The organism is Immundisolibacter sp. (genome assembly GCF_041601295.1).
Lineage (GTDB): Bacteria > Pseudomonadota > Gammaproteobacteria > Immundisolibacterales > Immundisolibacteraceae > Immundisolibacter.
The window spans coordinates 41,532-50,497 of sequence record NZ_JBFIII010000004.1; the positions used below are offsets into that span (position 1 = coordinate 41,532).

At 67.3% G+C, this 8,966-nt stretch carries 5 protein-coding genes; all 5 read left to right on the forward strand.

The genetic code is table 11. The features are described 5' to 3' along the window. Window positions 1–39: 39 nt before the first annotated feature. Window positions 40–3,522: a chromosome segregation protein SMC gene (gene smc, locus ABZF37_RS01225; RefSeq protein WP_372715890.1), complete on the forward strand. Its 3,483-nt coding sequence runs from the start codon at window positions 40–42 to the stop codon at window positions 3,520–3,522. A 35-nt stretch (window positions 3,523–3,557) separates the two neighbouring features. Then, entirely contained in the window at window positions 3,558–5,684 is a 2,127-nt protein-coding gene (gene ligA / locus ABZF37_RS01230; RefSeq protein ID WP_372715892.1) for an NAD-dependent DNA ligase LigA, read from the forward strand. Between the two features lie 131 nt (window positions 5,685–5,815). Beyond that, complete coding sequence (locus ABZF37_RS01235) at window positions 5,816–7,225, forward strand: DegQ family serine endoprotease (RefSeq protein WP_372715900.1); 1,410 nt, start codon at window positions 5,816–5,818, stop codon at window positions 7,223–7,225. A 170-nt stretch (window positions 7,226–7,395) separates the two neighbouring features. After that, window positions 7,396–7,992, forward strand: coding sequence for an FMN-dependent NADH-azoreductase (locus ABZF37_RS01240; RefSeq protein WP_372715894.1), 597 nt, complete (start codon window positions 7,396–7,398; stop codon window positions 7,990–7,992). Between the two features lie 70 nt (window positions 7,993–8,062). Then, window positions 8,063–8,692, forward strand: a complete 630-nt coding sequence (locus ABZF37_RS01245; protein WP_372715896.1) for a phosphoribosyltransferase — start codon at window positions 8,063–8,065, stop codon at window positions 8,690–8,692. Window positions 8,693–8,966: the final 274 nt, after the last annotated feature.

Below are 8,966 nucleotides of genomic sequence, written 5' to 3' on the forward strand. Positions count from 1 at the left end.
CCGCGCGCCGCGGTTTCGACTGTACAGACGCCGATAGGCATGAAACTCAAAAGCATCCGCCTGGCTGGGTTTAAAACCTTCGTGGATCCGACCCTGCTGCATCTGCGGGGTGCGCTGATTGGCGTGGTGGGGCCGAACGGCTGTGGCAAGTCGAACGTCGTGGACGCCGTGCGCTGGGTACTGGGCGAAAGCTCTGCCCGGCAGTTGCGCGGCGATGCCCTGGCGGACGTCATCTTCAACGGCTCAAGCGCGCGCCAGCCGGTCAGCAAGGCCAGCGTCGAGCTGGTATTCGACAACGTCGACGGTAGTCTGGGTGGGCCCTGGGCCGCGTACGCCGAAATCGCCGTGCGGCGCGAGCTGACCCGCGAAGGCCAGTCGGTGTACTACCTCAACGGCAGCCGTTGCCGCCGCCGTGACATTACCGACATTTTCCTGGGTACCGGCCTTGGGCCGCGTAGCTACGCCATCATCGAGCAGGGCATGATCGCGCGCCTGATCGAGGCACGGCCGGAAGAACTGCGCGCCTACATCGAGGAAGTGGCCGGAATTTCCAAGTACAAGGAGCGTCGGCAGGAGACCGAGGGGCGTATCCGTCATACGCGCGACAACATGGCGCGGCTGGAGGACCTGCGGGAGGAACTGGCGCAGCGCCTGGGGTCGCTGGAGCGGCAGGTGCGCACGGCCGAGAAATTTCGTGACCTCAAGACCAGCGAGCGTCGCGCGCGTAGCCAATTGTTCGGCGCGCGCCTGCGCGATCTTGCCGCGGCAGCCGCGCTGCGGCGTGCCGACGTCGAGCGCTGCGCAACGGCGCAGGAGCAGGCGCTCGCCGCGGTGCGGGCGGCCGAGGCGCAGATTGAAGCTGCTCGCGAGGCGCAGCGCCAGGCGACGGCTGTCTTCGGTGAAAGGCAGCAGGCTTACTACCAGACCAGTGCCGAGGTGGCGCGCTGCGAGCAGGCGCTGCTTGCTCTGCGCGAGCAGCGTGAGCGCCTGGTGCAGGAACTCGCGCGTCTTGACGCCAGTGCCGAGCAGATCGATCACCACTGCGTCCAGACGCTGGCCCGGCTGGAACAACTGGCAACGACGCAGCAGGCCGCCGAGGGCGACCAGCAGCGCCTGTCCGCCGAGCTGCAACAGGCGGCGTCGGCAGTTGCGCGCGCGGAAACGGACCTGACCGAAGCCAGGCAGGCGCATGACGTGGCTGTTGCGGCGGTCGGCGCCGCTGTTCAACACCAGCGGCTGGAGCAGGAGCGTGCCCGCCGCCTGCAGGAGCAACTGGCGCGCGGTCACGAGCGGGGTCAACGCCTGCTGCGTGAACAGCAAGAGCTAGGTCGCGTGGCGGACGCCGATGGCGCCGATCTGCTTGCGCAACTGGCCCAGTTGAGCGAGCGGGCCACCGCTGCCGAGCGGGCGCTGACAGCGGTCGAAGCGCAGATCACATCCTGCCGCACGGATGTGCATGAAGTGACTGCCCAGTTCGCGGAGGTGCAGACGCAGGTGCGTGAGCAGCGCGCCCGACTGACGGCCCTGGAGACCCTGCAGCAGGGGGGCCTGGCTGATGCCGGCCAGGGCGAATCCTGGCTGGCCGAACGGCACATCGCGGCACAGGCCCTGGTGGCCGGAATCGACGCCGACGAAGCCTGGCACACGGCGCTTGAGGCAGCGCTCGGCCCCTGGGTGGGAGCCCAGGTAGTGGCCAGCCTGGATGCTCTGCCGGTAGCCGAGCTGGCGCAGGCGCCTTCGATGTTGCTCCTCGAAGCCCAGTCTGATGGACCGATCCCGGATTCTGGTCTGCTCGAAACAGTACGCAGCGCGCAGGATCTTGGCGCCCTGATCGGTGGCGTGCGCCGCGCCGACGGCATCGCCGCCGCGCTGCTGGCGCGCCACAGCCTGTCGCCGCACGAGAGTCTGGTCACCACCAGCGGCCTGCGCGTCGGGCGCAACTGGCTGGCAATTCCGGCTACCGGCGGCAGCTCCGGCGTGCTTGAACGCAATGCGCAAATCGCCGCGCTGCAAGCAAATCTGGGGCAAGCCGAGCAGGACCTGGCGGTGCTTGAAACCCGCCGCGCCGAGGCGCAGACACGGCTTGCGGATGCCGAAAGGCTGCGCGGTGAAAGCCGCGAGCAACACAGCGCCTGCCTGCGCCAACTCGGTGACTTGCAAGCCCGTCAGGCGGCCGCGCAGGCACATCGGGAGCGCTCACAGGCCCGCCATGTCGCCATTGCCAACGAGCTGGGGGAGCTGCAAACCCAGTCGACCCAGGACGCGGCGGATCTGGCTGCGGCCCAAACGGCTGGCCAAACGGCGGTCCGCCAGCAGGCCTCGCTCGCCGACCAGCGCGCGCGCAGCGAGCTGGCGCTGCGCCAGGCCGAGGCGGCGCTTCGTGCCGCCCGGGCGGGGCACGAGCAGACCCGCGAACAGACGCACGACCTGCGCCTGCGAGCCCAGGCCTGGCAGACCGAGGTTGCCACCCTGCAAACAACTTATGCCGGCTGGATCGCGCAGCGCGACAGCATTGGCGAGCGGCGCCAGGCGCTGGAACGGGAGGAGGGCACGGCCAGTGTGCCGCAGCACAGTCTGGAGCAGGATTTGCAGGCCCGTCTTGGCGAACGGGAGGCGGCCAGCGGGCAGCTGGGCGCCGCCCGCGAAGCCGTGGCTGGCGCCGATCATCAGCTGCGAGAGCTCGATCAGGCGCGGCTGGTCGCCGAACGCGCGCTACAGGAGCGGCGGGCCGAACTTGAGGCGCGGCGGCTGGAGCTGACCGAGGTCGAGACTCGTCATGCCGCCCTCGCGGAGCAGGCGGTCGAGATTGCTCCGGATATCGAACAGTTGCTGGCCGAGCTACCGGACCAGGCGGATGAACGCCAGTTGGAGCGCGAACTGGCGGACCTGGCGCAACGCATTGAGCGCCTTGGGCCGATCAACCTTGCCGCCATTGACGAGCAGCGCGAGGTGGCCGAGCGCAAGGCCTACCTGGATGCCCAGCAGGCGGACCTGGCGTCCGCCCTGGAAACCATGGAGCAGGCCATGCGCCGCATGGACCGCGAGACCCGCGCCCGTTTCAAGGACACCTTCGAGCAGGTGGACAACGGCTTCAAGGCGGCTTTTCCGCGCCTGTTTGGGGGCGGTGAGGCCTGCCTCGAAATGCTGGGCGAGGACGTACTCGAAACCGGCGTGCGCATCGTCGCCCGCCCCCCGGGCAAGCGAAACAGCTCCATTCACCTGCTGTCGGGCGGCGAGAAGGCACTGACCGCGATCGCCCTGGTGTTTGCGCTGTTCGAGCTGAACCCGGCCCCGTTCTGCATGTTGGACGAGGTCGACGCACCGCTGGACGATCACAACGTCGGGCGCTTTTGTGCTCTGGTGCAGGAAATGTCGGCGCGTGTGCAGTTCCTGCTCATCACCCATAACAAGACCACCATGGAGATGGTTGGCCAGCTGACCGGCGTCACCATGGCCGAGCCCGGCGTATCGCGCCTGGTGGTGGTGGATGTCAACGAGGCGGTGGCCCTGGCCGGTGTCTGAGCGGCCACACCCTGTCTGCGCGCGGCGGAGCGTTCATGGACCTGACTGAGGCCACTGCCCGTGTTGGCGTGCTGCGTCGCGAAATCGCCGACCACGACCACCGCTATTACGCACTGGATGCGCCAAGCATCCCGGATGCCGAATACGACCGGCTGATGCGCGAGCTGCTGGCGCTGGAAGCGCAATATCCGGCGCTGGTGACGTCCGACTCGCCCAGCCAGCGCGTGGGCGGTGCGCCTTCGGCGGCGTTCGCCCCGGTCACGCACGCGGTACCCATGTTGTCTCTGGGCAACGCCTTTGACGACGCTGAGGTGCGCGATTTCGACCGTCGGGTGCGCGGGCTGACCGGCGAACGGGAAATCGACTACCACGCCGAGCCCAAGTTCGACGGTCTTGCCATCAGCCTGCTGTACCGGGACGGTGTGCTGGTGCAGGCGGCAACGCGCGGCGACGGCAGCACCGGCGAGGACGTGACCGCCAACATCCGCACTATCGCGGCCATTCCACTGCGCCTGCGCAACAATCCCCCGGCCCTGCTGGAGGCGCGCGGCGAGGTGTTCATGCCGCGCGACGGCTTCGCGCGCCTGAATGCGCGGCAGGCCGGTCGCGGCGAGAAAGCCTTCGCCAACCCGCGAAACGCCGCCGCTGGCAGCCTGCGGCAGCTCGACCCACGGATCACCGCGCAGCGGCCGCTGCGTTTTTATTGCTATGGCTACGGCCGCGTCGACGGGCGCCTGCCCGATCGCCACAGCGAGCGGCTGGATCTGCTGCACGGATACGGGCTGCCGGTATGCGCACAGCGCCAGAGGGTGACCGGCATTGACGCCTGTGTGGCCTATTACGTTGAGCTTGGCCGTTTGCGAGCGGACTTGCCCTACGAGGTCGACGGCGTGGTCTACAAGGTGGACCGGGTCGATCTGCAGGAACGCCTCGGCTTCGTTTCGCGCGCGCCACGCTGGGCACTGGCGCACAAGTTTCCGGCCGAGGAGGCCGTGACCGTGCTCGAAAATATCGAGGTGCAGATCGGGCGCACCGGCGCGGTAACGCCCGTGGCGCGTCTGAAGCCGGTGTTTGTCGGCGGCGTCACGGTGACCAACGCCACCCTGCACAACGAGGACGAGCTGCGGCGCAAGGATGTGCGCATCGGGGATAGCGTGACCGTGCGCCGGGCCGGCGACGTCATTCCGGAAGTGGTCGGCGTGGTGCTGGAGCGCCGACCGGTCGACGCGCAGCCGTTTGTCATGCCCACGCATTGCCCGGTGTGCGGTTCGGACATCGTGCGGGTGGATGGGGATGCCGTGTCGCGTTGCAGCGGCGGCTTGCACTGCCCGGCGCAGATCAAGGCCGGCATTGCCCATTTCGCCAACCGCCGTGCCATGGACATCGACGGCCTGGGCGACAAGTTGATCGAGCAACTGGTGGACCGTGGTCTGGTGCACGACGTGGCCGACCTGTACCAGCTGGATCTACCGACCCTGACGGGCCTGGAGCGCATGGCCGAGCTGTCGGCCAGCAACCTGATGGCGGCCATCGGAGCCAGCAAGCAAACGACGTTGCCGCGCTTCATCTTCGCGCTCGGCATCCCGCTGATCGGCGAGGAAGTGGCACGCCTGCTGAGCGCCGAATTCGGCGATCTGGAGACGCTACTGGCGCAGGACTGGGCTGAACTTCACGCGCGTAAGCAGGCTATCGCCAAGGCCAACCAGAAAGCCCGCAAGCACAACGTCGATCACCCCGAGCGGCCGGCCCTGCCAGTGCAGGATCTGCCGCTGCGCGGCATTGGCCCGGAGATTACCGACCGCCTGAGCGATTTTGCGGCGGACGCCCGCAACGTCGAGGTTATCCGACGCCTGCTGGCCGCCGGCATCAGATTCGCGGACAACGGGGCCGGGCAACGCAACGCCGATGCCGGCTCGTTGGCGCTGGCCGGCAAGACCTTCGTCATCACCGGCACGTTCTCGCAATCGCGCGAAGTCATCACGGCAGCCTTACAGGAGCTCGGCGCCAAGGTCACCGGCAGCGTATCGAAAAACACCGACTTCGTTGCGGTTGGCGATAACCCCGGCAGCAAGGCCAGCAAGGCCGCCGAGCTTGGTGTGACCACGCTGAACGAGACCGCGTTGCTGGCCTTGCTGCAGGCCCGACCAGGTAGCGGTAGTTAAGTGTTTGGCCGCGCCGCCGGGAACTAATGCGTTCACCGGCCATCTGAGGCTGTGTCCCCAACTTTGAGTTCAACCTGGGCTGGGCAGCCTTTTTCGTTCGTTGCGGAGCCTGGCGCCGCCACACCATGGAGATATCGATGACCAGAATGCGCTGTGTGCCGCTATTTGTGGCGGCTGTCCTGACGCTTGCCGGCAGTCGCGTCCAGGCAGCGTTGCCGGAGTTCACCCAGCTGGTAAAGGACGTCAGTCCATCCATCGTCAATATTTCGACCACGCAGAAGGTCCGCGAGAGGCAAATGTTCCCCGGCATGCCGCTCGATCCGAACGATCCGCGCAGCGAGTTCTTTCGGCGCTTCTTCGGGCAGCCGCCCGGCGGCCAGCAGCGGCAGGCACGCTCGCTCGGTTCCGGATTCGTGATTTCCTCCGACGGCACCATTCTGACCAACGCGCATGTGGTGAAGGATGCCGACGAGATCCTGGTCAAACTGTCCGATCACCGCGAGGAACAGGCCGAACTGGTCGGCCTGGACGAGCGCACCGACGTGGCGGTGCTGCGTATCAAGGCCAAGGGCCTGCCAGTGGTCAAGATCGGCGACTCGGACCGGCTGGAGGTGGGCGAGTGGGTACTGGCGATCGGCTCGCCGTTCGGGCTTGAGTACACCGCCACGGCCGGCATCGTCAGCGCCGTGGGCCGCACCTTGCCCAGCGACGCGTATGTACCGTTTATCCAGACCGACGCGGCGGTGAACCCGGGCAACTCCGGCGGACCGCTGTTCAATACCCAGGGCCAGGTCATCGGTATCAACTCGCAGATATACAGCCGTACCGGCGGGTCCGTCGGCCTGTCGTTCGCCATCCCGATCAAGGTGGCAATCCGCGCCGCGCAGCAGATCCAGAAGTCAGGTCATGCCTCGCACGGTTACCTTGGGGTAACGGTGCAGCCGGTCACCCCGACCCTGGCGCAGTCCTTCGGGCTGGATCGCCCCAGGGGCGCGCTGGTCGCCGATGTCACCCCGAAGGGTCCGGCCGCCAAAGCCGGCCTGGGCGCCGGAGATGTGATTCTGGCCTTCAACGGCGTGCCGCTGGTCGATGCCGGGGACCTGCCACCGCTGGTCGGTAGCGCCGACGTGGGCGCCAAGGTGTCGCTGCGGGTATTGCGCGACGGCAAGGAGCGCACCCTCCAGGCGACAGTGGGCGCGCTGCCCAACAGCGACGTGGTGGCCAGTCCGGGCGCCGGGCGCAGCGAACCGGCCCAGGGCGGGCCGCTCAAACTGGCGGTCGTCGATCTGGACGAACTGCAACGCCAGCAGCTGGAGGTGCCCAAGGGCGGTGTGCTGGTCGTGGCAGTGGGCGACGGCCCGGCGGCGCGGGCTGGGCTTGCACGCGGCGACGTGATCATGCGGGTGGGCGACGACGTGGTGAAGAACGCCTCTCACTTCAAGGCCTTGACCGGCAAGCTGGCGGCCGGGCGGGTGGTGCCGCTGCTGGTGCAGCGGCGTGGTAACCCCCTGTTTCTGGCGCTGACCGTGCCCAAGGACTAGCAGGCCGTTGAAAAACCTTTTCAACGGCCTGGTAAAGCAAGCCAAGGATGGCTTGCACGAAGATCAAGCACGCAAAGTGCTTGATCTTCGGAGGCCGTCGCGGGCGTGTTCCGCGACGAGCCGAGTAAAACAAGGGCAGGAAAGCCCTTTTTCAACATCCTGCTAAGCGCATGGCGCGTCTGCTGGTGGTGTCGTTCACGCCCAAGGGGTCGGGGTCGCGGACCCGTCGTCTGCTGGACGCCTGGCTGACCCGGCGTGGCACGACCGAGCCGGGTCTGACTGTCGATGAAGTTGACCTGACCACGGCCGATCTGCCGCGGGTGGACGGCCCGGTGGCACTGGCCAAGGGCAGCGTGGCAGCCGGCTCGCCACTGACGCCGAATCAGCAGCAGGCATGGGCGGCCATCACGCGCTGGGCGAGCGCGTTTCTGGATGCCGACGAAGTGGTGCTGGCGGCGCCGATGTGGAACTTCAGCCTGCCATACCCGGTTAAGCATTACCTCGACGTCGTGGTCCAGCCAGGCTTGCTGTTCCGTTATACGGCGCAGGGGCCGCAGGGACTGTGCGGCGGCAAGCGGCTGACGCTGGTGACCACCCGTGGCGGCAGCTATGTCGATCTGCCGCAAGTGAATTTTCAGACCGCTTACCTGCGCTGGCTTTGCCAGTTCATTGACTGCCGCTACGCGGAGCTGGTTGCCGAGGGACTCGACACACGTGGCCCGGAAGCCGGCGAGAAACTCTTGATGCGAGTCATCGACGACTTGTGAGGCCGGCCTTGAGAATGCGCTGGTCTCATGCCAGCGAATGACCGCCGCCGCCCCGGCGGGGGAGGCGCCCATGTTTCAGGATCGAACAGATGCCGCCCGGCAGTTGGGCCTTGCCCTGGCACAGTTGCGGGGGCAACGGCCGCTGGTGCTGGCGGTGCCGCGCGGCGCGGTGCCGATGGGCCTGATCCTTGCCGAGGCGCTTGAGGGCGATTTCGATGTTGTCCTGGTGCGCAAGCTCGGCGCGCCTGGCAATGCCGAGTACGCCATCGGCGCCGTCGACGAGACCGGGAATGTTTACCTCAACCCGGATCTGGCGGCGCATGTGGACCCGGCGTATCTGGCTCAGGAGACCGCCCGTCAGCGCGCGGTTCTGTCCCGGCGCCGCACGCAATATGGCGGCGCGCGGATCGATCCGGCCGGGCGCCTGGTGGTGGTGGTCGACGATGGCGTTGCGACCGGCGCCACGCTGATCGCGGCCCTGGATGCGGTGCGCGCGCAGCGTCCGGCCCGGCTGGTGGTGGCGGTGGGGGTGGCCCCGGCGGGAGCGGTGGCGCGTCTTCGCGCGCATGCCGATGAGGTGGTGTGCCTGCATGTGCCGCAGGATTTCTACGCCGTGGGTCAGTTTTATCGTGACTTCGAGCCGGTCGAGGACGAACACGTCAGGCAGCTGCTTTTGGATTGGCAACGCGGTTGCGGCTAGGCAGTGTTGGGTCGTGGCGGCCGCGCGGCGCCGTCATTCGAGCGCAATCGGTGTTTCATATCTCCCGCCGGTCGGCCAGAATGCCAATGTCTCCTGGTTTGTCGCTGGTTTGGATCAGGCCGGATCGCCCGGATTGGCGGTTTTGACGAATGTCTGTCTTCTCAAGCCCCGTACACCATGGTCGCGCCCCGGCGGGGGCGGGTGCCCATAGTCCCTTAAGCTTCAGTTCATTAACCCGATGCTGCACGTCGGACTAGAGAACGCGCTTCTTAAA

Coding starts and splice junctions, on each gene's coding strand:
- smc (WP_372715890.1), top strand. CDS start 40: ATGAAACTCAAAAGCATCCGCCTGGCTGGGTTTAAAACCTTCGTGGAT.
- ligA (WP_372715892.1), top strand. CDS start 3,558: ATGGACCTGACTGAGGCCACTGCCCGTGTTGGCGTGCTGCGTCGCGAA.
- ABZF37_RS01240 (WP_372715894.1), top strand. CDS start 7,396: ATGGCGCGTCTGCTGGTGGTGTCGTTCACGCCCAAGGGGTCGGGGTCG.
- ABZF37_RS01245 (WP_372715896.1), top strand. CDS start 8,063: ATGTTTCAGGATCGAACAGATGCCGCCCGGCAGTTGGGCCTTGCCCTG.